Genomic DNA, 23010 nt, shown 5'->3' with positions numbered 1-23010 from the left:
ATCAAATAGCGCGGATCATCGCACGATCCTGAAGCCCGGCAGGACGTCCGGAGCGGCGGGCTCCGCGGCCATGTCGGCCACCACGGCCCCGCGCGGCCCTTGCCGCAGCAGCTTCAGCATTTCCTCCACCGCCTCGCCCGGCCCGGCCAGCAGCGCCGCGACGGAGCCGTCCTTCTCGTTGCGCACCCAGCCAGCAAGGCCGAGCGCCTCGGCCTGCTCCAGCGTCCAGTAGCGGAAGCCGACGCCCTGCACGCGCCCGGTGACCCGCACCATGACGGCCAGGCCGCTCATCTTGCCGTCACCTGCATCGGCAGGCCGCCTTCCGGCTGCGTGGTGAGCTTCTGCACCGGCCAGGGCTTCGTCTCGGCGGTGGTGTCGAACCGGAAGCGCGACATCAGCACGGCGAGCGCGATGATGGCCTCCTGCATGGCGAAGGACGCGCCGATGCACACGCGCGGCCCCGCGCCGAAGGGCAGATACTGGAAGCGGTCGATCTTGTCCCGGTTGCCGGGGTGGAAGCGGGCGGGAATGAAGGCGTCGGGGTCCTTCCACAGCTTGCGGTGCCGGTGCACCACCCAGGGCATGACCAGCACGGCCGCGCGCGGCGGGATGGAGAGCCCGTTGAAGGTTTCCGGCTCGATCGGCTCGCGATTGATCGACGGCGCCGGCGGATAGAGCCTCAGCGCCTCCTCGAAGGCGGCGCGGGTGAGCGGCATGGCGTCGAGCCATTTCGCCGGGTCCGGCTCGCGCGCCAGCACCGCGTCGATCTCGCGCTCGATCGGTTCGCGCTCCCACGGCGCCTCGGCCAGGCAATAGAGCGTCCAGCCGAGCGCGCGCGCCGTCGTCTCGTGGCCGGCGCCGATGAAGGTGATGATGTTGTCCTCGACCTCGCCCCGCGTCAGCCCGTCCGGGCCCCGGGCGCGCAGCAGAAGCGTGAGGAAATCCTGCGGCGCGTGGTCCGGATCGCGCTGCAGCCTTTCCTCGCGCATGGCCATGGTGTCGGTCACGATCTTGCGGAAATAGGCCATGGTGCGGCGGCCGCGGATGCGGGTGAGGCGCGGCAGCCAGTCGGGCGCGCGCAACAGGTCGAGCGGATCGACGCGGCCCATAGTCTCGAACAGCCGGTCGATCTGGTGCGAGAAGCTGCCCGGCTCGCCGGCGATCTCGCCCGAAAACAGCGTCTCGGCCAATATGTCGTAGGTCAGTTCGGTCATGTCGCGGGCGATGTCGTGGACCTTGCCGTCCTCGTAGCGGCCGGTGAACTGCCGCGCGCATTTCAGCATCGGCGCAGCGAAGCCGAAGATGTGTCGCGGCGTGAACACCGGCGCCATGGCCTTGCGCGAGCGTTTCCACACCTCACCCTCGGCGGTCAGCAGCCCGTCGCGCAGGATCGGCCGCAGGATCTTCTGGCGCACCGTCGCCATCTTGTAGTTCTTGGCGTTGTCCACCAGCACATGGCGGATCAAGGCCGGGTCGTTGGCCACCACCAGCGGCCCGCCGACGCCGCCGCGCACGCAGATCCACGGCTCGTTGTAGGAGGGCTCGCCCCACAGTTCGAGCGGGTTGCGGTAGACGATGCGCATCATCTCCAGCGTCGAGGGCGGGCTGGTGCGCGGCCTCGGCGCCGGGGGAACGAAGGGAGAGGGCTTGCTGTCCATCGGCTGCTCCGCTGATGCGTCCAATGTAGGACCCGTGCTCGCGCGCGTCCATGGGGCGGCGGGACGGCGCCTCTCCGAAATGTGACAGGGCGCCGCAGCCTCGCGGCTTGCCCGCGTCCGCCGCCTGCCTTAGTTGACGGTCACCAATGGATACCGTCTCAAACAGGAGCCGCACTTGAAGCACCGCCTCAGCATCGTCATCGGCAGCACCCGCCCCGGCCGCGCCGGCCCCGTCTTCGCGCGCTGGCTGGAGAATTTCGCCCACGAGCACGGTAAGTTCGAGCCGGTGCTGACGGATCTTGCCGAATTCGACCTGCCGCTGATCGACGAGCCGCACCATCCGCGCCTCGGCAAATACGAGAAGGAGCACACCAGGGCCTGGTCGCAGGCGGTGGACGCGGCGGACGCCTTCGTGTTCGTGACGCCGGAATACAACTACTTCGCCGCCCCCGCCATCGTGAACGCAGTCGACTACCTGTCGCGCGAGTGGCAGTACAAGCCGGCCGCCTTCTTCAGCTATGGCGGCGCCTCGGGCGGCATGCGCTCGGTCCAGGCCACCAAGCCGCTGCTCACCACGGTCAAGGTCATGCCGATTCCGGAAGCGGTGGCGGTTCCCTTCTACCAGAGATCGCTCGACGAAAACGGCAACTTCACCCCCTCGGAGCCGGTGGCGGGCGGCGCCACCGCCATGCTGGACGAACTGCATCGCTGGAGCGTCGCGCTGAAGCCGATGCGCGCGCCCGCGCAATAGCAGGCCGCATCTGCCGCGATCTGTGGTCAAGGGGCTGCAAAACTTGGAAAATCGGCCCCGAGCGCCTATATCTGTATCATCAAAAGGGCGCGATTCGGGGACAGTTTCCGCGCTGCCGCAGAACGACATCGAACGCACAGGTTTTCATGAACGACCAGACCGAAAACGGCAACGGCGTGAACGCCGAGTATGGTGCCGATTCCATCAAGGTATTGAAGGGGCTGGACGCCGTCCGCAAGCGGCCCGGCATGTATATCGGCGACACCGACGACGGCTCCGGCCTGCACCACATGGTCTACGAGGTGGTGGACAACGCCATCGACGAGGCGCTGGCCGGCCATGCCGACCTGGTGTCGGTGACGCTCAATCCGGACGGCTCGTGCACCGTGGCCGACAATGGCCGCGGCATCCCGACGGACCTGCACCCTTCGGAGGGCGTGTCGGCGGCCGAGGTCATCATGACCCAGCTCCATGCCGGCGGAAAGTTCGACCAGAACTCCTACAAGGTCTCGGGCGGCCTGCACGGCGTGGGCGTGTCGGTGGTCAACGCGCTGTCGGTGTGGCTGAAGCTGAACATCCGTCGCGACGGCAAGATCCACGAGATGCGCTTCACCCATGGCGACGCCGACGCGCCGCTTTCCGTGACCGGCACCTACGAGACGACCAACCAGCCCGGCACCTATGAGGGCCGCAGCGGCACCTCGGTGACCTTCCTGCCCTCGCCCGACACGTTCAAGGGCGTGATCGAATTCGACTACGCAACGCTCGAGCACCGGCTGCGGGAACTGGCCTTCCTCAATTCCGGCGTGCGCATCGTGCTGACCGACAAGCGCCATGCCGACATCAAGACGCAGGAGTTGCACTACGAGGGCGGGCTGGAGGAGTTCGTCAAGTTCCTCGACCGGGCCAAGAAGCCGCTGATCGAGCGGCCGATCGCCATCCGCAGCGAGCGCGACGGCATCACCGTCGAGGTGGCCATGTGGTGGAACGACAGCTACCACGAGAACGTGCTCGCCTTCACCAACAACATTCCCCAGCGCGACGGCGGCACGCACCTGGCAGGCTTCCGCGGCGCGCTGACCCGGCAGGTGACCGGCTACGCCGATTCCGCCGGCATTTCCAAGAAGGAGAAGGTGAGCCTGACCGGCGACGACTGCCGCGAGGGGCTGACCGCCGTGCTTTCGGTGAAGGTGCCGGACCCGAAATTCTCCTCCCAGACCAAGGACAAGCTGGTGTCGTCCGAGGTGCGGCCGGTGGTGGAAAGCCTGGTCAACGAGGCGCTGGGCACCTGGCTGGAGGAGCACCCTGGCGAGGCCAAGACGCTGGTGGGCAAGGTGGTCGAGGCAGCCGCCGCGCGCGAAGCCGCGCGCAGGGCCCGCGAGCTGACCCGGCGCAAGGGCGTGCTCGACATCACCTCGCTGCCCGGCAAGCTGGCCGACTGCCAGGAGCGCGATCCGGCGAAATCCGAACTGTTCATCGTCGAGGGCGATTCCGCCGGCGGCTCGGCCAAGGGCGGCCGCTCGCGCCAGAACCAGGCGATCCTGCCATTGCGCGGCAAGATCCTCAACGTGGAGCGCGCGCGCTTCGACCGCATGCTGTCGTCGGACATGATCGGCACGCTGATCACCGCGCTCGGCACCTCGATCGGCAAGGACGAGTTCAACGCCGACAAGCTGCGCTACCACAAGATCATCATCATGACCGACGCCGACGTGGACGGCGCCCATATCCGCACGCTGCTGCTCACCTTCTTCTTCCGGCAGATGCCGGAGCTGATCGAGCGCGGCCACCTCTACATTGCCCAGCCGCCGCTCTACAAGGTCACGCGCGGCAAGAGCTCGCAGTACCTGAAGGACCAGACCGCCTTCGAGGAATTCCTCATCGACTCCGGGCTGGAAGACGCCTCGCTGACGCTGGGCTCGGGCGAGGTGCGCGCCGGCCAGGACCTGCGCGCGGCGGTGGAGGACGCGCTGACGGTGCGCCAGCTCATCAACGGCCTGCACACGCGCTACAACCGCGCCGTGATCGAGCAGGCGGCCATTGCCGGCGGGCTCAACGCCGATATAGCCGCCGACCTTTCCCGCGCCGGCGCCATGGCAGAGCGCGTCGCGCAACGCCTCGACCTGATCGCCGAGGAGACCGAGCGCGGCTGGACCGGCCGCACCGCCACCTCCAACGACGGTGTCGGCGGCTACGTGTTCGAGCGTATGGTGCGCGGCGTCAAGGAATTCGCCCAGATCGACATGGGCCTCATCAACTCCGCCGACGCGCGGGCGCTGGACCGCTTTGCCGAGCGCCTCGGCGAAGTCTTCGGCGAGCCGCCCGTGCTGCGCCGCAAGGAGGCGTCGGAGATGATCGCCGGTCCATTGGCCCTTCTGGACGCCGTCTTCGCCGCCGGCCGCAAGGGGTTGACCATGCAGCGCTACAAGGGCCTCGGCGAGATGAACGCCGAGCAATTGTGGGAAACCACGCTCGACCCGAACGTGCGCTCGCTGCTGCAGGTCAAGATCAACGACGCCACGGATGCCGACACGCTGTTCTCGCGCCTGATGGGCGACGAGGTCGAGCCGCGGCGCGAATTCATCCAGGACAACGCGCTGTCGGTGGCCAATCTCGACATCTGAGGTTTCCGGCGCCCGGCCCGTTGCGGGCGCCGCGTCGCTTGATAGCGAAATCCCGGGCGAATTTATTCCACCCAAGTTACCCCCACCCCTAACCCCTCCCCACAAAGGGGAGGGGAATCCTGGTGCCGACCCTCATTTCGAGCCGGGCAGAACATGGCGCAGGACGCTTCTGCAAAGTTCCCCTCCCCCTTGTGGGGAGGGGTTAGAGGTGGGGGTACGAGGCGCGCCGAAACAGCGGCCGACGCCCGTCAGGCGTCCGCGCCGTAGACCAGCCGGTCCTGCCGCGCCCTGAGTTCCGCGATCTTCGAGCCCGGCGCCACGGAAGCGTTGGCATAGGTGAGAAGCTCGCCCTTCCTGATCGGCGCGGTCACCCGCCCGTCCTGCAGCAGGCCGCAGGGAATGGCCCGGGCCGCCCGCGCCTCGGGCGCCGTCATGATCCAGGCGCGGTATGAATATTCGCCGATGGCGTCCAGGCGGTCGCCGGGCTTCAGGTCCTTCTTGGCGACGGCGCAGACATCGGCCACCGGCTTCGGCAGCGGCACCATGTCGGCCTTGCCGTAGAGCACGGCGCGCGCGCAGGTGAGCGGCACTTCCAGCGAGGTGAGGTGATAGGGCCGGTGGAAGGTGAAATAAGGGCCCTTGCCCATCCTCAGGTCCTCCATGCGCTCGGTGACGCGCGGATGCGACATGTCGGCTATGACGAAGACGCCGGGCGCCACGCCCTTGCCGATGGAATAGTTGACCACGCCGGCCTTCGACAGCACGCCGCCGTCCTTCTGCGGCACCAGCACCCTTGCCAGCTCGCCCAGCGTGGCGGCGGGGCCGTGCATGCCGGCCTTGTCGGGCACCAGGCCCGTGGCGTTGGCGATCGCCGCCATCTCCACCATGGTCTTGGAGCCGTCGACGAACTCGACCAGCATGCGCACGTTCATGTTGCGGCGGGCCGCCTCCTCCTCGTAGTCGGGCGGCGTGGCGTCCACGTTCAGCGGGTTGTTCTTGCCCTTGCCGGCGGCGACGATGGGGTAGCCCATGGCCGACACGAACTCGATCAGCTCCATGCAGGCCGACGGCTCGTCGCCGGCGCCGAGCGAATACACCACGCCCAGCCGCTCGGCCTCGGCCTTCAGGTATGCGCCGATGGTGACGTCGGCCTCGACATTCATCATCACCAGATGCTTGCCGTGCTCCATGGCGGCGAGGCCGATCTCGGCGCCCACGGCCGGGACGCCGGTGGCATCGACCACCACGTCGATCTGCTCGCTGGCGATGACCAGCGAGGCATCGGAGGTCACGGCGATCCTGCCGGCTTCCATGGCGGCGGTCATGGCCGAGGCGTTCTCGACCTCGCGCGCGTGGCCGCCCTCGCCGTAGGCGATCTCGGCCGCCCTCAGCGCTGCCGGGATCTTGCGCTCGGCCACCGCGCCGACCTCGACGCCGGTCATGCGGGCGACCGCGGTGACGATGTCGGTGCCCATCTCGCCGCAGCCGATCAGGCCGATGCGCACGGGCTTGCCGGTCTTCTGCCGCTCGATCAGGTCGCGGGCCAGTCCCGTCGGCGAAACGTTGATGCTCATGACGGATTTCTCCCTTGGCCCTGCGCTTGCCCCATACCTAGCGGGCGCCTGTTTTCCTGGCAACCGCCGCGCGTCGGACCAAACCCGCCGCGACAAAACGCGGCAAAGAAAAAGCCCGGCGCGAACCGGGCTTTCGACCGTCGGGCCGGCGTTGCCGCAAGATCAGTGGTCCATCGCCTTGACGATTTCCTCGGTCATCTTCTTGGCGTCGCCCAGCAGCATCATGGTGCCGTCCTTGTAGAACAGCGTGTTGTCGATGCCGGCATAGCCGGAGCCGAGCGAGCGCTTGACGAAGAGGCAGGTGCGGGCCTTGTCGACGTCCAGAATCGGCATGCCGTAGATCGGCGAGGACTTGTCGTCGCGCGCCGACGGGTTGGTGACGTCGTTGGCGCCGATGACATAGGCGACGTCGGCCTGCGCGAACTCGGAATTGATGTCCTCCAGCTCGAACACCTCGTCATAGGGCACGTTGGCCTCGGCCAGCAGCACGTTCATGTGGCCGGGCATGCGGCCGGCGACCGGATGGATGGCGTATTTGACCTCCACGCCGTTGGCCTTGAGCTTATCGGCCATCTCGCGCAGCGCGTGCTGGGCCTGGGCCACCGCCATGCCGTAGCCCGGCACGATGATGACCTTCTGCGCGTTCATCATCAGATAGGCGGCGTCGTCTGCCGAACCCTGCTTGACGGTGCGCTCGACGCCGTCGTCGCCCGCGGCACTTGCCGTCTCGCCGCCGAAGCCGCCGAGGATGACGGAGAAGAACGAGCGGTTCATGCCCTTGCACATGATGTAGGACAGGATCGCGCCCGACGAGCCCACCAGCGCGCCGGTGATGATCAGCGCCAGATTGCCGAGGGTGAAGCCCAGCGCGGCCGCCGCCCAGCCCGAATAGGAGTTGAGCATGGAGATGACGACCGGCATGTCGGCGCCGCCGATCGGGATGATGAGCAGCACGCCGAGCAGCAGCGACAGCGCCACGATCAGCCAGAACACCGTATGGCTTTGCGTGAACACAAGCGCCACGATCAGCACCACCAGCGCCAGGCCGAGGGCGATGTTGATGGCGTGGCGGCCGGCGATCATGATCGGCTTGCCCGACATGCGGCCGTCGAGCTTGAGGAAGGCGATGACCGAGCCGGTGAAGGTGATGGCGCCGATGGCCACGCCGATCGACATTTCCACCAGCGCCTGCGCGTGGATGGAGCCGATCTCGCCGATGCCGAAGCTCGCCGGCGCGTAGATGGCGGCGGCCGCCACCATGACGGCGGCGAAGCCGACGAGGCTGTGGAAGGCGGCGACGAGCTGCGGCATCGCGGTCATGGCGATGCGCCGCGCGATATAGGCGCCGACGCCGCCGCCCACGACCAGGCCCAGCACGATGAGGCCGAAGCTGCCGGGCGAAGGCAGCGCCAGCGCCAGGGTGGTGACGATGGCGATGGCCATGCCGACCATGCCGTAGACATTGCCCTGCCGGCTGGTGGTGGGATGCGACAGGCCCCTGAGCGCCAGGATGAACAGGATGCCGGAAACGAGGTAGAGGAAGGAAGCGAGGTTCGCCGTCACGTCACTTGTCCTTCTTCTTGTACATGGCCAGCATGCGCTGGGTGACGAGGAAGCCGCCGAAGATGTTGACCGAGACCAGCACCAGCGCCACGAAGCCGAAGCCGGTCGCCGCGCCCGCCGCCGAAATGCCGACGGCCAGCAGCGCGCCCACCACGATGACCGAGGAGATGGCGTTGGTGACGGCCATCAGCGGCGTGTGCAGCGCCGGCGTCACCGACCACACCACGTAGTAGCCGACGAAGATGGCCAGCACGAAGATGGCGAAGCGGAACACGAACGGGTCGATGGCGCCGCCCGAAAGCGCATGCGCGGCACCGCCTGCGGCTTCGGCCGCGCCGGAGGAATTGGCCAGGTCCTGAACGGCAAGGCGCACCGCCGCGCTTGCCTGGTCGAGCTGGTCGAGAGCTTTCTGAAGTGCGTCCATCAGGCCGTCCCCTCATTCTTGGCGGACTTCTTCGCCGTCGCCCGCTTCGGCTTCGGCGCGGCGGCCTCCTTCGGCGCCGCCGGCTTCCTGCCGCGACGTTTCGGCTGGGCCTCCGCATCGGCCACCAGGGTGGTCGCCGGGATCGCCGCCGGCTCGTCATGCTGCCCCTTCGGGGGCTCCTCGGCCGCCTTGGCGAATGCCGGATGCACGACCTTTCCGCCGTCGGTCAGCATGGTGGCCTTGACCAGTTCGTCGTCGCGGTTGACGGCGAGCTGCTTCGTCTGCTTGTCGACCATCGTCTCGAGGAAGGCGAACAGGTTCTTGGCGTAGAGCAGCGAGGCGGAAGCCGCAATGCGGCCCGCCACGTTGAGATGGCCGACGATCTTGACGCCGTTGTCGGTGGTGACGACCTCGCCGGGCACCGCGCCCTCGACGTTGCCGCCGCGCTCGACCGCCAGGTTGACCAGCACCGAGCCGGGCTTCATCGCCGCCACCACGGAAGCCGACACAAGCTTCGGCGCCGGCCGGCCGGGAATCAGCGCCGTGGTGATGACGATGTCCTGCTTGGCGATGTGCTCGGCCGTCAGCGCGGCCTGCTTGGCCTGGTATTCCTTCGACATCTCCTTGGCGTAGCCGCCCGCCGTCTCGGCAGCCTTGAACTCCTCGTCCTCCACCGCGATGAACTTCGCGCCGAGCGAGGCGACCTGCTCCTTGGCGGCGGGGCGCACGTCGGTGGCGGTGACCACGGCGCCGAGCCGGCGCGCGGTGGCGATGGCCTGAAGGCCGGCGACGCCCGCGCCCATGACGAACACCTTGGCCGCCGGCACGGTGCCGGCCGCCGTCATCATCATCGGCAGCGCGCGGTCGTATTCGGCGGCCGCGTCGATCACCGCCTGGTAACCGGCGAGGTTGGCCTGCGAGGACAGGACGTCCATCACCTGCGCGCGGGTGATGCGCGGCATGAACTCCATGGCAAAGGCGGTGATGCCGGCCCGGGCCATGGCGGCCACCGCGGCGTCGTTGCCGTAGGGATCCATGGTGGCCAGCACGGCCGCGCCCTTCTTGTAGGTTTTCAGTTCGCCGTCCGTGGGGCGTCGCACCTTCAGCACCACATCGGCCTTGCCCGCATCCGCGGCCTTGCCGATGGCGGCCCCCGCCTTGGAAAACTCGGCGTCGGGAATGCGCGAGGCCGTGCCGGCGCCCGCTTCCACGATCACGTCGAAGCCGAGCCCGGCCAGGCGCTTGACCGTATCCGGAGAAGCCGCGACGCGGCCCTCATCGGGATCCACTTCACGAGGGATGAAAATCGTCTGTCCCACCGCGCAATCCTTTCGGCTGGAATCTCCACCTTACGCGGAACTCCGCGCGACGACGGAAGAAAAGAAAGAAGGAAACCTGCGGGGAAGCGTCAGCTAATATGCGCCGGGAGGTCGCGGATCAGGTAGCCGACGACGCCGCAGATAAGCAGGAACAGGACCGTGGCCGAGAAGAAGCCGCCGACGAAGAAACCGAACGCCATCGAGATCAGGATGGCGATGCATACGAGCGAAGTATATTTGGCGAGCGTGATGAAGCCCCTGTAGGTGCGCTCATGCTCGGGATAGTCCATATTCGCGCCAAGTTCGGCCGGACCGGCCGTCGTATGATCTGCCATGGGAACACCCCTCCGAAAACGTCCTCAGGGCACATAGCGAAAAGCCGGGCCAAGGGCAATGGCGCTGTTGCCGCATCCACGCCGTGAATTTGCCTTCGATGCGCCTCGCCGGCCCCGGTGTCGATCCGCCGCCGCTCAGCCGGCCAGATGCGGAAACAGGCCGAGCAGCCCGACCACGATCAGGTAGATGGCCACGATATAGTTCAGCAGGCGCGGCATGATGAGGATGAGCACGCCCGCGATCAGCGCGATCAGCGGCGTCAGCGTCAGCATGGAAACGGTCATTTCGGGCTTTCCTTTCAGCTTCCCGTTCGGACAGAAGGCGTGCACGGCATGGTGCGCGCGCCTTCCTCAACGCCCGCGGCGCGTTAAGGCTCCGCCTTCTCCCGCCTCGCTTCCCCTCCCCCGCTCAGGCCGCGGCAGAAAAATACTTGGCGGTCGGCAGGATGGTCAGCGGCGCCGGCTCGCCGTGCCGAGCCTTGGCAAACAGCATGCGCCGTTCCGTCGCCGTCGAGTGAAAGAAGGGGAAGCGCTCCAGCGTGGGCGCCATGTTCTGCGCGCAGACCGATTCGTAGAAATAGATCGGCATGGTGAACGGCGGATAAAGCCGCGGCTCGCCGACCTGCACGGAGCCGAAGATGCGATGATAGAAGGCAGTATGCTCCTCGCGTATCATCGAGATGCAGCTCGTGGCGTTGAAATAGGTGTTGGCGATCACCGCCAGCCTCAGCGTGACATAGGGCAGAGCCCGGTTCAGCGCCGACATCTGCGGGTCGATGGCGAGGCGGCTGGGATCGATGAAGGTCTGGCCGCGGGCCAGGCGCGGCAGCAGCCGGTCGCCGAACACGGTCATGATCGGCGCCAGCGGCGTGGCGGCGGTCAGGTGATGCAGCCTGACCGTGCTGACGAGGTCGCCGTCCATGAAGACGCCGAAGCAATAGCAGTTGGCAGCGTCGTCGAGATGATCCGACAGCTTCTGCTCGGCGATCGTGTCGAGCAAGCCGTGCGTGTGAAACGCCTTGTAGCGCAGCCGAAAGACCGCCTCGAGGTCTTCGCCGCTCTCGCAGCGCCGATATTCGACGCGCTCCAGAACATCCATAATGTTGCGGGCGAACGCAGAGGGCGCGCGGCGCTCCTCCCCGTCGACAGCCGCAGAACGACAAGGTTCGTAGGTGCCCATGATGTTTCCCCGTACCACCGCGTCCGGGATATTATTCGACCGACTTATTAAGGCGAAGGTAAAATTGCAATCAATCCGGTTTACCGATTGTTAAGGTTAACAAACGGTTAACGGAAAAAGCGCTTGCATCGGGTGAGGCAAGCGCATTGCCGAGCCGAATCGGCGTGCGTGCCGGCAGGCCGCTGTGCCGATGCGGCCCGGACCGCCTTGCTCAGGAAAGCGGAGAAGCGCTCGCCATGTTCGCGCCGGAAGCGGGCGGCAGCAGCTCGGCGGCGAAAGGCCATGTGACGCTGGACATGGTCTCGATGCCGGTGGCGCTCAGGGCCGAGCCGAACAGGAAGCCCTGCACCAGGTCCGGCTGCACCTGCGCCGACAATATCTTGAGCTGCTCGAACGTCTCCACGCCCTCGACCGTCACGGCAAGGCCCAGCCGCCGCGACAGGTTGACGATGCCCTGGAGCAGTTCCAGCGAACGCTGGTTCTGGGCGATGTCCCGCAGGAAGCTGCGGTCGATCTTGACCTTGTCGAGCGGCAGCTTGTGCAGGTAGCTCAGGCTCGAATAGCCGGTGCCGAAGTCGTCCAGCGCGATGCGCACGCCGAGTTTGCGGATCTCATCGACCAGCTCGCGCGTCTGGGAGCGGTCGTCGAGCAGTGCCGTCTCGGTGACCTCCACTTCGAGGCGCCGCGGCTCGAGACCGGACACGGCGAGCGCGTCGCGCACCTTCTGGACGACATCGGCGTCCCGGAAGTCCTTTGCCGACAGGTTGACCGAGACCGTGGTGTGCTGCGGCCACTTGGCGCATTCCGTGCAGGCCGCCTTGAGCACGAAGTCGCTGATCTGGGAGATGATGCCCATCTCCTCGGCCAGCGGGATGAAGATCGCCGGCGAGACGGGGCCGAGTTCGGGATGGTCCCAGCGGCAAAGCGCCTCGCAACTTGCTATGCGCATCGTCTGCGCCGCCACGATCGGCTGGTAGACGACCCTGAGCGATCTGGCCTCGACGGCGCTGCGCAGGTCGGCCTTCATGAGCTGCTTGTTGCGGAAGGCGGCATCCATCGACGCCTCGAAAAGCTGCCAGCCGTTCTTGCCGAGTTCCTTGGCCTTGTAGAGCGCAAGGTCGGCCTTGACGATCATCGCGTCGACATCGCCGGTTTCGGCCTTCGCCAGCACGGCGCCGCCGCTTGCCTGGATGCGCAGCACATGGCCGGCCACGTTGACGTCGCCGTTCAACGCGGCAAACATCGCCTCCAGCAACTGCCCGAGATGGGTTTCGTCCTCTACCCGGTCGAAGAAGACCATGAACTCGTCGCCGCCGAAGCGGCTGACCTTTATGTCCTCGGTCGAGAATGCGGTCAGCCGCTCGGCAACGGCATAGATCAGCCCGTCTCCGACCGGATGGCCGAGCGTGTCGTTGACGCTCTTGAAGTCGTCGAGGTCGATGACGGCAAGTCCGCACAGCCGCTCGCGGCTGCCCGCCATCATGGCTTCGGCCACCAGTTCGTGGAAATAGCCGCGGTTCATCAGCCCGGTCAGGCTGTCGTAGCGGGCCATGAAGCGGATGCGCTCCTCCGCCTCCACGCGCTGGGTGACGTCCTCGAAGGTGATGACGCCCAATTCCTGGCTGCCCTCGCGCGCCGAGAATTCGTAGTGCTGGCCGTTGGTGAACGAGACCAGGACCTTGCGGTCGCGGCCCTCGCGCAAGGCCCGCGTCAGTTGCGCCTCGACATAGCGGCAGTCCTTCGGCGCCAGCATGCCGCCGGCGACGCCGCGCCGCAGCAGCGACTGGATCGAGCGCCCCAGCAGGGCTTCGGGCGTCTTCAGCGACAGCAGCCGGGCGGCCTCGGCATTGCCCACCACCACCTTGCCGTCCGGCCCGAGCATGACCAGACCGTGCGACATGGTGTTGAGCGCACGGTTGAAACGCTGCGCGAGCCGCACGGAGATCTTGCGCTGCGAAATGGCGTTGAACAGCACCGTGCGCACGTGGCCGGCCATGCGGGTGATGACGAAGATGAAGGGCACGATGTAGAGGCCGAGGATGAAATTGGCGACATCGCCCTTCAGCATCAGCGCCACGGAGATCGGCAGCACCACGGCCACGGCCTGCACCGCCACCATGGTGCGCGAGCCGTAATTGCGGCCGACGATGGTGACGGTGGAGCCCATGATGACGGCGATCGCCGCGCTTTCGCCGAACGCGTCGGGCCTCACATAGATGCTGACGAAACAGAACAGGCCCATCAGGAAGGCCTGTATGGTCCCCCCGATCAGGTAGTAGCGTTCCCACTTCCTCGCGGAATCGGCATGCTCGAACGAGCCCCGCCGCTGGCCCTTGCGGATGCCGTAATAGCGGTAGAGGCCGGCGGCCAGCATGGCCGCGCCAAGCAGGAGATAGACCGGATCGCCGGAGGTGTAATAGACCAGGAAGCCGATGAGGCCGTGGCACAAGGCGCCAATGAGCAGGATGCCCGGATCGTTGAAAAGCGACCGCACGAACCCTGCGTAGACGTCTCCGGCGATGTCGTCAGTTTTGTTTTGTTGCATGCCTGCGGTGCCGCGCGAACCGCCTTGTATGACATGCCGGGCCTTAAGAAAGGCTTAGAACGGGCGAGTTCGCGGCGCCGGAGCGCCTGAAACGGGCCTATGCCGGGCCGAAATCCGCTTCAGGTAAAGAAGTGGTGACCGCGTGCCCGGTCCTGATTTGCAAGCAACGCCGCGCTTCCGCTGCGATGCCTATTCGGCCGCCTGCAGTTCGGGTTTCGCGGATGTCGAGGCCAGCCGTTCGACAAGCCGCGCGCGCTCGGCAGCCGCCTTGTCGGTCGAGGCCTGGCGCACATGGCCGTAGCCGCGCACCAGCGCCGGCACCGAGGCGAGCGCGGCCGCCGCCTCGATCCGGCCCGGCGCAAGCGAGGCAGCGAGCGAGGCCTGGACGAGGTCGAGGTCGGCTTCGTATTGCGCCAGAAGGGCGCGCTCGCCGCGGCGCTCGGCGGTGTAGCCGAAGACGTCGAAGGCCGTGCCGCGCAGCCGCTTCAGCGCCGCCAGCAGACGGAACGCCTTCATCATCCACGGGCCGAAGCTGGATTTTCTCGGCCGGCCGTCGGCATCGCGGCGCCCGAGGATCGGCGGCGCGAGATGGAACTCCAGCCTATCGTAGCTCTCGAACTGGCGGGCGAGGTCGCGCGCGAAGGAGCCGTCGGTGTAGAGCCGGGCGACCTCGTATTCGTCCTTCACCGCCATCAGCTTGAACAGGTTCTTCGCCGCCGCCTCGGTCACCGCCTCCGAACCGGGGACGGCCCTGGCCTCGGCCGCCCGCAGCGCCGCGATCCGGTCGGCATAGCGGCGGCCATAGGCCGCGTTCTGATAGCTCGCAAGGAAGGCGGCGCGGCGGCGCACGATCTCGTCCAGCGTCTCGGCACGGGTGGGCGCCTCGCCCTGGCCGGACCGCCCTGCCAGGTTCTTCACACAGGCCGGATCATGCGCGGCGCGGCGCCCCCAGCGGAAGGCGGCGACGTTCATGCCCACCGCCTGCCCGTTGAGCTCGATGGCCTTTTCGAGCGCTTCGGCCGACAGGGGCAGTCCGCCGAGCTGGCAGGCCATGCCGAGCAGGAACATGTTGGCGCCAAGCGAATTGCCGAACAGCACGGCGGCGGCGCGGGTGGCGTCGAAGAAATGCGCCTTGCTGTCGCCCGCCGCGGCGCGGATGGCCTTCTTCAGGCGCTCGGCCGGCAGCGAATAGTCGGCCTGGCGGGTGAAGTCGCCTGGCATCACCTCGGCCGTGTTGGCCAGGAACAGCGTGTGGCTCTCGCGCACCGAGGCCAGCACCTTGCGCGCGCCAGACACGACGAGGTCGCAGCCCAGCACGAGGTCGGCCTTGCCGGCCGAGACGCGGATGGCGTGGATGTCTTCCGGCGCGGCGGCGATGCGCACATGGGTGAAGACCGAACCGCCCTTCTGGGCGAGCCCGGCCATGTCGATCATACCGCAGCCCTTGCCTTCTAGATGGGCCGCCATGCCCAGGATCGCTCCCACGGTGACGACGCCGGTGCCGCCGACACCGTCGATGACGGCCGCCCAGCCTTCCCGCCCAAGCGCGAAAACGGCAGGCTCCGGCACGCCTTCCAGCGGGTCGGCGCTGCCGGCGGCGCCGCCGGCCTTCCTGATGCGGGCGCCGTGCACGGTCACGAAGGACGGGCAAAAACCGTCGACGCAGGAGAAATCCTTGTTGCAGGAGGACTGGTCTATACGCCGCTTGCGGCCGAACTCGGTCTCCACCGGCTGGACCGACACGCAATTGGAGGCCACGCCGCAATCGCCGCAGCCCTCGCATACCAGCTCGTTGATGAAGACGCGCTTGTCGGGATCGGGGAAGGTGCCGCGCTTGCGCCGCCGCCGCTTCTCGGCCGCGCAGGTCTGGTCGTAGAGCAGCACGGACACGCCCTTGACCTCGCGCAGCTCGCGCTGCACGGCGTCGAGGTCGTGGCGCTCGTGGATGGTGGCGCGGGCAGGAAAGGTCACGCGGCCGGCATATTTTTCCGGCTCGTCGGTGACGACGGCGATGCGCTCTACGCCTTCGGCGCGCACCTGTGCGGCGATCATGTCGACCGTCAGGTTGCCCTCGTGCGGCTGGCCGCCGGTCATGGCCACCGCGTCGTTGTAGAGGATCTTGTAGGTGATGTCGGCGCCGCTGGCGACGGCGAAGCGCAGCGCCAGCGTGCCGGAATGGTTGTAGGTGCCGTCGCCCAGGTTCTGGAAGATGTGGCCGCGCTTGGAGAACGGCGCCTGGCCGACCCATTGCGCCCCCTCCCCGCCCATCTGGGTGAAGCCGGAGGTGGAACGGTCCATCCACAGCGCCATGAAATGGCAGCCGATGCCGGCCGCCGCGATCGAGCCGTCCGGCACGCGGGTGGAGGTGTTGTGCGGGCAGCCCGAGCAGAAATAGGGCGTGCGCGAACCGATGTCCTGCGTGTCGGCCAGCATCGCCTGGAACTGCTTCAGCCGCGAAACCCGGGCCGAAATCTCCTCGGACGGGCCGATGGCCTTCAGGATGCGCTCGCCCAGCGCAATGGCGACGTCGTTGGGGTCGAGCGCGCCGGTGGCCCCGAACAGCCGCTCGCCGCGCTCGTCCTTCTTGCCCACGATCGTGGGCTGGAGGGCGGTGCCGTAGAGGTTCTCGCGAAGCTGCGCCTCGATCAGCGAGCGCTTTTCCTCCACCACCACGATCGTGTCGAGCCCGCGCGCGAACTCGGCGACATGCGAAAAGTCGAGCGGCCAGGGACAGCCTACCTTGAACAGGCGGATGCCGAGACGGGCGGCGGCGGCCTCGTCCACGCCGATCTCCTCCAGCGCCTGGCGCACGTCGAGATAGCTCTTGCCCACGGTGACTATGCCGAGCTTCGGGGCGCGGCCGCCGGAATAGACGATGCGGTTCAGCCCGTTGGCGCCGATGAAGGCGGACAGGGCGGCGCGCTTGGCCTCGAACAGCCGCGCCTCCTGCCCCAGCATGTCGATCTCGTTGCGGATGTTGAGGCCGCCCGGCGGCATGTCGAATTCGGGAACGACCACGTTCAGCCGGTCGAGCGAGGCATCCACCGAAGCTGTCGATTCGATGTTGTCCTTCACGCATTTGACCGCCGCCCAGGTGCCGGCGAAACGCGACATGGCGAAGCCGAGCAGGCCGAAGTCGATCAGTTCCTGCACGCCGGCGGGGTTCAGCACCGGGATCATGGCATCCACGAAGGCGAATTCGGTGGCGTGCGCGTTGGTGGAGGATTCAGCCATGTGGTCGTCGCCCATCAGGGCCAGCACGCCGCCATGCTTCGAGGAGCCGGCAAGATTGGCGTGGCGGAACACGTCGCCGGAACGGTCGACGCCGGGTCCCTTGCCGTACCAGACGGAAAAGACGCCGTCATACCTGCCCTCGCCCAGCAGCTCGGCCTGCTGGGTGCCCCAGCAGGCGGTGGCGGCGAGTTCCTCGTTGAGGCCCGGCTGGAAGACGATGTCGGCGGCGGAAAGCTGGCTCCTGGCGCGCCAGAGCTGCTGGTCCAGCCCGCCCAGCGGCGAGCCGCGATAGCCCGAGACGAAGCCGGCCGTGGCGAGGCCCGCGCGCCGGTCGCGCTCGCGCTGCATGATGAGCATGCGCACCACGGCCTGCGCGCCGGAGAGGAAAACACGCTCCCGGGCGAGGTCGAACTTGTCGTCGAGCGCGACATCGTGCAGCGTCATTCGAACCCTTCCTCTGCCGGCGCCGCGCGGGGGCGGCGGCCACCTTCGGAATCGGATGGCCCATCCTTCCTTCCCGGACGGAGGAGGTCAAACGAAAACGCTTCGGCCAGATGCGCTCCGCTCAGCCGGTGACCGGACAGGCGACGCCGCGGCCGCCCGGCAGCCGGCCGTCGGGGCGGCCGGCCAGTTCGGGGTTGGGATCGTAGCCCGGCCCGACCACCAGGGGCCGGTCCGGCAGCATGTCCTGATCCTGAGCCGAGACCATGGTGGTCTCGATATCCTGCAGCACCGTCTTGTCCGCTTCTTCGATGCGGATCGACACCTTGTAGGGCCGGTCCTTGACCACGCATTCCAGCGGCGGGCTCTCGATCGTCACCTTGGCCTGGCCGGGAAACAGCTTTTTCGCGAACACCAGCGGCGGGCCGCCGGCGGGATTGTCCATGGTGGTCACCGCGCTCTGGCCCTCGCCGATCGGTTTCAGCGGGTTGAGCGTGACCAGATAGGTCAGCGTCGCCTCACGGTAGTTGAACACCACGAGCCTGCCGGAAATCTCGAACAGCGCGTCCTTGCCCGAGTCGCGGCAGGCGCCGAGCGCGGCCGTGCCCGCAAGCATGACGACGAGCGCGAGCGCCCGCGAAAACAATGCGGCATTCCCGCCGCGCCGGCCGGCCCGGGAACGAGTGTGTTCCTTAGAACCCCTCGCTGGCCTGCCGGCCATCTCCCCCACAAGGGGGGAGAACAGCCGTCGCCATGGCTTTCGCCAATCTTCCACGCGGCAACTGAAGCGGCGAGGCCGAAACTGCCAGTCTTCCCCCTTGTGGGGAAGATGGCCGGCAGGCCAGAGAGGGGTGTGCGGGAGCGCCCAACGCGTCCCGACCGGCTGCGCGACGGCAAAGCTAGACATTGCCGACCTCCCTTTCCGCCCCGTCGCGCGTAGCCGCGACGCGGCGGCGGTGGTAGTGGCGGCTGGCCTTGCGCCGGTTGCCGCAGACGGCCATGTCGCACCACAGGCGGCTGGCGTTGCGGCTGCGGTCGAGGAACAGCCAGTTGCAGTTGGGGCAGATCCGCAGCCGGGCCAGCACGCCCTCGCCCAGCAGCGACAGCGCCGAGACGGCGAGCGCCGCCTCGAAGGCGATCGGCGCCGCCGGATCGCCGAACGGCTTTCCCGGCCCCCCGATCTTTTCGTCCTCGCCTTCCAGCCCATTCGCGCAGGCCCACAGAAAGGGCGGCATGTCGGCCGTGCCCACGCCCCCGACCGAGACCGCGTTGCGGAACAGGCGGTCGGTGGTCTCGCGGATCTCCAGCACCACGGGGGCTATTGCCTCCGGCTCCGGCACCGCCAGCCGTCGCCCGCCAAGCTCGGCGGCACGATGGACGCTGGCCGCCCCGGCAAAGCGGGCGATCTCGGCCGGATCGGCGAAGCGGTCGAAACTGCGGGCGTCGCCGCGCAGCACCACCGTGTTGGCCGTGTCCAGCGCCAGCACGCCGCCCGAGAAACGATGAGGGATCCACGAAACGCTCATGAATGAAATCTAACCGGTAAAAGCGATTTGACAAGTTAGATTCGTGATAGCAGGTTAAACGTGAAAAAGCCGAAGGTCGGCCATGCTCTATTTCCTGCAACAGGCGCTGAACGGGCTGCATTCGGGCGCGCTCTACGCGCTGCTGGCCTTCGGCTATGCGCTGACCAACGGCGTGCTGCACCGCACCAACCTGGCGCATGGCGCCATCTTCGCCTTCAGCGGCCAGACCCTGATCCTGGCGGCCGTGTTCGGCTATCAGGCGCTGTGGCTGACGCTGCCGGCGGCGGTGGCGCTGGGCATCGCCGCCGCCTTCGCCTATGCGGTGCTGGCCGCCCGCATCCTTTCACGCTTCGTGTTCGCGCCGCTGGCGCTGCGCTCGCCCAACGCCATCGCGGTGGCCACGCTGGGCGTGCTTATCGTGCTGACGGAAACGGGCCGCATCGCCGCCGACACGCACGATTTGTGGCTGCCGCCGATGCTGGCGCGGCCGGTGACGTTCGCGCAAGGCGGCGGCTTCCGCGCCACGCTGACCCTGATCCAGCTTCTCGACTGCGCCGTCGTGCTGGCGGCGATCGCGCTCGGCGCGCTGGCGCTGGCCCGCTCGCGCTTCGGCCGCAACTGGCGCGCCGTCTGCGACGATCCCGGCGCCGCGGCCATGTGCGGCGTGGATGTGGGCGCCGTCTGCGGCGGCGCCGTGCTGGGCGGGGCGCTGGCCGCCGCGCTGGCCGGCGTGCTGGCCGCGCTCTATTACGGCAATATCGGCTTCGGCGCCGGGCTGGTCTATGGCCTGAAGATCCTGTTCGTCACCGCCGTCGGCGGCTACCTGTCGCCGGCGCGCGCGGCTTGGGGCGGCTTCGCCTTCGGCATGGGCGAGGCGCTGTGGGCCGGCTATTTCGCCATCGAATGGCGCGACGCCTGGATGCTGGCCCTGCTGGCGGCGATGCTGGTGCTGGCCGGGGCCGGCCGCGACGCCCGCACGCCCGTGTGAGCATGCCGGTGCAAGGACTTGCCAGACTTTCGTCGCATGACGCTGCGGCGCCTGTGCCCCCTCCCCGCCAATCCTGTTGACCCGTGAGCCAGCCGCTGCATAGGTTTGGTCCAGAGGCGGCGCAAAAAGATTCGGGGGAACGGGCGCTGCCGCATTCAGGGAGGACATGCATGGAAGGGCCGCTCGCTCTGTCCCGGGCAATCGACCGCCTCAACGAATTCGTCGGCAAATGGGTGTCGTGGCTGATCCTAGTGTCGATCCTGGTCAGCTCCACCAACGCGGTCGTGCGCAAGGCGTTCAACATCTCGTCGAACGCCTGGCTGGAACTGCAATGGTATCTGTTCAGCGCCGCCTTCCTGCTGGCCGCCGCCTATACGCTCAAGCAGAACGAGCACATCCGCATCGACATCGTCTACGGCATGTGGCCGCGCCGGGTGCAGCACTGGATCGACCTCATCGGCCACATCTTCTTCCTGATGCCGTTCTGCCTGCTGATGGTCTACTATCTGGTGCCCTACGTCACCCGCTCGGTGCGCAGCGGCGAGATGTTGACCAATGCCGGCGGGCTTATCATCTGGCCGGCAAAGGCCATGCTGCTGGCCGGCTTCTTCCTGCTGGCGCTGCAGGGCATTTCCGAGATCATCAAGAAGATCGCCGTCATGCGCGGCCATATGGACGACCCCAACCCGTTCGTGTCCTCGCACGAACAGGCCGAGATCGAGGCCAAGACGCTTGCCGGCGAGGGCAGCCCATGATCGAACTCATCGCCCAGAACATGGCGCCGATCATGTTCGTCTCGCTGATCGTTTTCCTGCTGATCGGCTATCCCGTCGCCTTCTCGCTTGCCGCCAACGGCCTGCTGTTCTTCTTCATCGGCGTGGAACTGGCGCCGCTGTCGAACGGCACGATCAACCTGTCCTGGCCGCTGCTCTATGCGCTTCCCGACCGCTTCTACGGCGGCGTCATGGCCAACGAGACCTTGCTGGCCATCCCCTTCTTCACCTTCATGGGCATCGTGCTGGAGCGCTCCGGCATGGCCGAGGACCTGCTCGACACGATCGGCCAGCTCTTCGGGCCGATCCGTGGCGGCCTTGCCTATGCGGTCATCCTGGTGGGCGCGCTGCTGGCCGCCACGACCGGCGTGGTGGCCGCCTCGGTCATCGCCATGGGGCTGATCTCGCTGCCGATCATGCTGCGCTACGGCTACGACCGGCGGCTGGCCTCGGGCGTCATCACCGCCTCGGGCACGCTGGCACAGATCATCCCGCCCTCGCTGGTGCTGATCGTGCTGGCCGACCAGCTCGGCCGCTCGGTCGGCGACATGTACAAGGGCGCGCTGATCCCCGGCCTCGTGCTGACCGGCCTCTACATGGGCTACATATTGCTGATGTCCATCGTGCGGCCGAAATCCATGCCGGCGCTGCCGCCGGAGGCGCGCACGCTGGGCCACGGCGTGCTGTCGCTGATCGCGGCGCTGCTGTTCGCCGCAGTGGTCGGCTATGCCGCCTACCGCTACCTGGAGCCGGCCCATGGCACCAATGCCGACATATTGGGCGCCATGGTCGGCGTCATCGCCATCTATGCCGTGGCCATCGCCGACAAGGGCCTCAACGTCAACCTGATGTCGCGGCTGGCGCAGCAGGTGGTGATCGTGCTGATCCCGCCGCTGGCGCTGGTGTTCCTGGTGCTGGGAACCATCTTCCTCGGCATCGCCACGCCGACGGAAGGCGGCGCCATGGGCGCGGTGGGCGCGCTCGTCATGGCCGCGGCCAAGCGCCGGCTGTCGCTCGATCTGGTCAGGCAGGCGCTCGCCTCCACCACGCGGCTGTCGTCCTTCGTGCTGTTCATCCTGATCGGCTCGCGCGTGTTCTCGCTCACCTTCTACGGCGTCAACGGCCATCTGTGGGTGGAACACCTGCTGACCTCGCTGCCGGGCGGCGAGGTCGGCTTCCTCATCGTCGTCAACGTGCTGGTGTTCTTCCTGGCCTTCTTCCTCGACTTCTTCGAACTGGCCTTCATCATAGTGCCGCTGCTGGCGCCGGCCGCCGACAAGCTCGGCATCGACCTGATCTGGTTCGGCGTGCTGCTGGGCGTCAACATGCAGACCTCCTTCATGCACCCGCCCTTCGGCTTCGCGCTGTTCTACCTTCGCTCGGTGGCCGCGCGCGTGCCCTATATCGACAAGATCACCGGCGGAAAGATCGCGCCGGTGACGACCGGGCAGATCTACTGGGGCGCGGTGCCCTTCGTGGCCATCCAGATCCTGATGATCGCGCTCACCATCACCTTCCCGGCCATGGTCATGCACTACAAGGGCAAGGTGGTGGACCCGGGCACGATCGAGATCAGGGTGCCGGAACTGCCGGGCCTCGGCGGGGGTGGTCTCGGGCTGCCGCCGCTGGGCGGCCCGCCTGCGCCGGCGCCGGGCGGGACCCAGCCCGCGCCCATACAGCCAGCCATGCCGGACCTGTCGCAGCCGCCGAGCTTCAACTGAGGTCGATCCCCCGCCGCAAGGCTCGCCCCGTTTGAACCCTTTGCCGTTCGGGCCTATATGGATGCCACGATGACGGACATTCGCGCAGCGATAATACCTGCCCGGTTCCCCGAGCTGAGCAAGCTCGTCTGGAACCGCGACCCGCAGCGCCCCGTGACCGCCGACGAAGCCTTTGCCCTTTACGAAAGGAATTGGCGGCTTGTCGACCGCGAGCACTTGACCGATCGGGAGGCCGGCCTCATCAGGGAACTCGGGAAAAAGTACGGTCGCGGCTTCGGCCTGATCTGACACTTCCTTCGCGTCGGCAGCGGCCGGCGCATCCCGTTGCCGCCCGCCCCTTCCTGCAGCAGGGCA

19 protein-coding genes are annotated in these 23010 nt (G+C 67.4%); 6 read left to right on the top strand and 13 right to left on the bottom strand.

Annotation, left to right across the window (positions count from 1 at the left end):
* Positions 1–15: 15 nt before the first annotated feature.
* Together ACTDI4_RS07700 and ACTDI4_RS07695 are read right to left on the bottom strand one after the other, a co-directional pair.
* The gene (locus tag ACTDI4_RS07700; RefSeq protein WP_442840587.1) at positions 16–291 is read right to left on the bottom strand and encodes an acylphosphatase; all 276 of its coding nucleotides are present in this window, start codon (positions 289–291) and stop codon (positions 16–18) included.
* Positions 288–1658, bottom strand: a complete 1371-nt coding sequence (locus tag ACTDI4_RS07695) for a cytochrome P450 (protein WP_442840586.1) — start codon at positions 1656–1658, stop codon at positions 288–290. Before ACTDI4_RS07695 ends, ACTDI4_RS07700 begins: the two co-directional genes overlap by 4 nt.
* 175 nt (positions 1659–1833) lie before the next feature.
* Between ACTDI4_RS07695 and ACTDI4_RS07690 the strand changes: the two genes are divergently transcribed.
* Positions 1834–2409, top strand: coding sequence for an NADPH-dependent FMN reductase (locus tag ACTDI4_RS07690; RefSeq protein WP_442840585.1), 576 nt, complete (start codon positions 1834–1836; stop codon positions 2407–2409).
* A 146-nt stretch (positions 2410–2555) separates the two neighbouring features.
* Entirely contained in the window at positions 2556–5033 is a 2478-nt protein-coding gene (gyrB, locus tag ACTDI4_RS07685; RefSeq protein WP_442840584.1) for a DNA topoisomerase (ATP-hydrolyzing) subunit B, read from the top strand.
* Between the two features lie 248 nt (positions 5034–5281).
* Here the strand turns inward: gyrB and ACTDI4_RS07680 are convergent, their stop codons facing one another.
* From ACTDI4_RS07680 to ACTDI4_RS07630, 11 genes are all read right to left on the bottom strand, one after another.
* On the bottom strand, positions 5282–6607 hold the full coding sequence (locus tag ACTDI4_RS07680) for an NAD(P)H-dependent oxidoreductase (RefSeq protein ID WP_442840583.1): 1326 nt from the start codon (positions 6605–6607) through the stop codon (positions 5282–5284).
* A gap of 162 nt (positions 6608–6769) precedes the next feature.
* Positions 6770–8170: an NAD(P)(+) transhydrogenase (Re/Si-specific) subunit beta gene (locus ACTDI4_RS07675; RefSeq protein ID WP_442840582.1), complete on the bottom strand. Its 1401-nt coding sequence runs from the start codon at positions 8168–8170 to the stop codon at positions 6770–6772.
* A 1-nt stretch (position 8171) separates the two neighbouring features.
* Positions 8172–8594: an NAD(P) transhydrogenase subunit alpha gene (locus ACTDI4_RS07670; RefSeq protein ID WP_442840581.1), complete on the bottom strand. Its 423-nt coding sequence runs from the start codon at positions 8592–8594 to the stop codon at positions 8172–8174.
* Positions 8594–9913, bottom strand: coding sequence for a Re/Si-specific NAD(P)(+) transhydrogenase subunit alpha (locus ACTDI4_RS07665; protein WP_442840580.1), 1320 nt, complete (start codon positions 9911–9913; stop codon positions 8594–8596). Before ACTDI4_RS07665 ends, ACTDI4_RS07670 begins: the two co-directional genes overlap by 1 nt.
* A gap of 89 nt (positions 9914–10002) precedes the next feature.
* Positions 10003–10248 carry an aa3-type cytochrome c oxidase subunit IV gene (locus tag ACTDI4_RS07660; protein ID WP_442840579.1) on the bottom strand — a complete coding sequence of 82 codons (246 nt, stop codon included), beginning with the start codon at positions 10246–10248 and terminating at the stop codon, positions 10003–10005.
* 135 nt (positions 10249–10383) lie between these two features.
* Positions 10384–10533 carry a DUF3096 domain-containing protein gene (locus tag ACTDI4_RS07655; RefSeq protein WP_442840578.1) on the bottom strand — a complete coding sequence of 50 codons (150 nt, stop codon included), beginning with the start codon at positions 10531–10533 and terminating at the stop codon, positions 10384–10386.
* Positions 10534–10657: 124 nt separating this feature from the next.
* Complete coding sequence (locus tag ACTDI4_RS07650) at positions 10658–11428, bottom strand: N-acyl amino acid synthase FeeM domain-containing protein (RefSeq protein WP_442840577.1); 771 nt, start codon at positions 11426–11428, stop codon at positions 10658–10660.
* Positions 11429–11639: 211 nt separating this feature from the next.
* Positions 11640–13973 carry a putative bifunctional diguanylate cyclase/phosphodiesterase gene (locus tag ACTDI4_RS07645; RefSeq protein WP_442840576.1) on the bottom strand — a complete coding sequence of 778 codons (2334 nt, stop codon included), beginning with the start codon at positions 13971–13973 and terminating at the stop codon, positions 11640–11642.
* A gap of 189 nt (positions 13974–14162) precedes the next feature.
* Positions 14163–17651 carry an indolepyruvate ferredoxin oxidoreductase family protein gene (locus ACTDI4_RS07640; protein ID WP_442840575.1) on the bottom strand — a complete coding sequence of 1163 codons (3489 nt, stop codon included), beginning with the start codon at positions 17649–17651 and terminating at the stop codon, positions 14163–14165.
* A gap of 121 nt (positions 17652–17772) precedes the next feature.
* Positions 17773–18264, bottom strand: a complete 492-nt coding sequence (locus ACTDI4_RS07635) for a hypothetical protein (protein ID WP_442843294.1) — start codon at positions 18262–18264, stop codon at positions 17773–17775.
* A 283-nt stretch (positions 18265–18547) separates the two neighbouring features.
* Positions 18548–19174: a CGNR zinc finger domain-containing protein gene (locus tag ACTDI4_RS07630; RefSeq protein WP_442840574.1), complete on the bottom strand. Its 627-nt coding sequence runs from the start codon at positions 19172–19174 to the stop codon at positions 18548–18550.
* 82 nt (positions 19175–19256) lie between these two features.
* Here ACTDI4_RS07630 and ACTDI4_RS07625 point away from each other — a divergent pair, with 82 nt between their 5' ends.
* The 4 genes from ACTDI4_RS07625 to ACTDI4_RS07610 all read left to right on the top strand — a co-directional run bounded on the left by ACTDI4_RS07625 (position 19257) and on the right by ACTDI4_RS07610 (position 22944).
* On the top strand, positions 19257–20162 hold the full coding sequence (locus ACTDI4_RS07625) for a branched-chain amino acid ABC transporter permease (RefSeq protein ID WP_442840573.1): 906 nt from the start codon (positions 19257–19259) through the stop codon (positions 20160–20162).
* 170 nt (positions 20163–20332) lie between these two features.
* Entirely contained in the window at positions 20333–20917 is a 585-nt protein-coding gene (locus ACTDI4_RS07620) for a TRAP transporter small permease subunit (RefSeq protein WP_442840572.1), read from the top strand.
* Positions 20914–22656, top strand: coding sequence for a TRAP transporter large permease (locus ACTDI4_RS07615; RefSeq protein WP_442840571.1), 1743 nt, complete (start codon positions 20914–20916; stop codon positions 22654–22656). The genes ACTDI4_RS07620 and ACTDI4_RS07615 overlap by 4 nt, the downstream gene beginning before the upstream one ends.
* Positions 22657–22725: 69 nt before the next feature.
* The gene (locus ACTDI4_RS07610) at positions 22726–22944 is read left to right on the top strand and encodes a hypothetical protein (RefSeq protein WP_442840570.1); all 219 of its coding nucleotides are present in this window, start codon (positions 22726–22728) and stop codon (positions 22942–22944) included.
* The last annotated feature ends 66 nt before the right edge of the window (positions 22945–23010 follow it).

Source organism: Mesorhizobium sp. PUT5 (assembly GCF_052216645.1).
GTDB lineage: Bacteria > Pseudomonadota > Alphaproteobacteria > Rhizobiales > Rhizobiaceae > Mesorhizobium.
The sequence above is the reverse complement of the archived record's forward strand: the minus strand, read 5'-3'. Positions and strand labels throughout refer to the sequence as shown.

Excerpts from the sequence above, each read along its gene's own strand:
- gyrB (WP_442840584.1), top strand. The coding sequence starts at position 2,556 with ATGAACGACCAGACCGAAAACGGCAACGGCGTGAACGCCGAGTATGGT.
- ACTDI4_RS07700 (WP_442840587.1), bottom strand. The coding sequence starts at position 291 with ATGAGCGGCCTGGCCGTCATGGTGCGGGTCACCGGGCGCGTGCAGGGC.
- ACTDI4_RS07635 (WP_442843294.1), bottom strand. The coding sequence starts at position 18,264 with ATGCTTGCGGGCACGGCCGCGCTCGGCGCCTGCCGCGACTCGGGCAAG.
- ACTDI4_RS07630 (WP_442840574.1), bottom strand. The coding sequence starts at position 19,174 with ATGAGCGTTTCGTGGATCCCTCATCGTTTCTCGGGCGGCGTGCTGGCG.
- ACTDI4_RS07680 (WP_442840583.1), bottom strand. The coding sequence starts at position 6,607 with ATGAGCATCAACGTTTCGCCGACGGGACTGGCCCGCGACCTGATCGAG.
- ACTDI4_RS07660 (WP_442840579.1), bottom strand. The coding sequence starts at position 10,248 with ATGGCAGATCATACGACGGCCGGTCCGGCCGAACTTGGCGCGAATATG.
- ACTDI4_RS07655 (WP_442840578.1), bottom strand. The coding sequence starts at position 10,533 with ATGACCGTTTCCATGCTGACGCTGACGCCGCTGATCGCGCTGATCGCG.
- ACTDI4_RS07615 (WP_442840571.1), top strand. The coding sequence starts at position 20,914 with ATGATCGAACTCATCGCCCAGAACATGGCGCCGATCATGTTCGTCTCG.
- ACTDI4_RS07670 (WP_442840581.1), bottom strand. The coding sequence starts at position 8,594 with ATGGACGCACTTCAGAAAGCTCTCGACCAGCTCGACCAGGCAAGCGCG.
- ACTDI4_RS07625 (WP_442840573.1), top strand. The coding sequence starts at position 19,257 with ATGCTCTATTTCCTGCAACAGGCGCTGAACGGGCTGCATTCGGGCGCG.
- ACTDI4_RS07650 (WP_442840577.1), bottom strand. The coding sequence starts at position 11,428 with ATGGGCACCTACGAACCTTGTCGTTCTGCGGCTGTCGACGGGGAGGAG.
- ACTDI4_RS07620 (WP_442840572.1), top strand. The coding sequence starts at position 20,333 with ATGGAAGGGCCGCTCGCTCTGTCCCGGGCAATCGACCGCCTCAACGAA.
- ACTDI4_RS07610 (WP_442840570.1), top strand. The coding sequence starts at position 22,726 with ATGACGGACATTCGCGCAGCGATAATACCTGCCCGGTTCCCCGAGCTG.
- ACTDI4_RS07695 (WP_442840586.1), bottom strand. The coding sequence starts at position 1,658 with ATGGACAGCAAGCCCTCTCCCTTCGTTCCCCCGGCGCCGAGGCCGCGC.
- ACTDI4_RS07645 (WP_442840576.1), bottom strand. The coding sequence starts at position 13,973 with ATGCAACAAAACAAAACTGACGACATCGCCGGAGACGTCTACGCAGGG.
- ACTDI4_RS07640 (WP_442840575.1), bottom strand. The coding sequence starts at position 17,651 with ATGACGCTGCACGATGTCGCGCTCGACGACAAGTTCGACCTCGCCCGG.